The sequence below is a fragment of the Bacillus sp. SIMBA_026 genome (genome assembly GCF_046535335.1).
Classification (GTDB): Bacteria; Bacillota; Bacilli; order Bacillales; family Bacillaceae; genus Bacillus; species Bacillus velezensis.
The window spans coordinates 1-255 of record NZ_JAWRWX010000309.1 but is presented as its reverse complement, the minus strand read 5'-3'; the positions used below and the strand labels follow the sequence as shown (position 1 = coordinate 255).

General features: G+C 63.9%; 1 pseudogene. It reads right to left on the bottom strand.

From position 1 onward, the window contains the following. Positions 1-255, bottom strand: a pseudogene (locus tag SB847_RS21600) (hypothetical protein); the annotation flags it as partial.

Here is a 255-nt window from a genome sequence, read left to right as displayed (position 1 = left end):
GCGCCGAGCGGTGCGCCGGCCGTGAAATCGAGGCAGGTGTTGACGTAGCGAGACGGTACGACGAGCGTTACGTTACCGTTTCGATCGACGAGTCCGTCGACGTGCATCAACGTACCGGCCACGAACTCCTCAAGATCCCACTCGCCGCCGGACGGCAGGTTGGCGATCGCGGTGCGCAGTTGCACCGCATCGCAGATTTTCTGCACACCGTGGCTCGACTGGCCGTCGATCGGCTTCAGGATCAGCGGGTAGCCC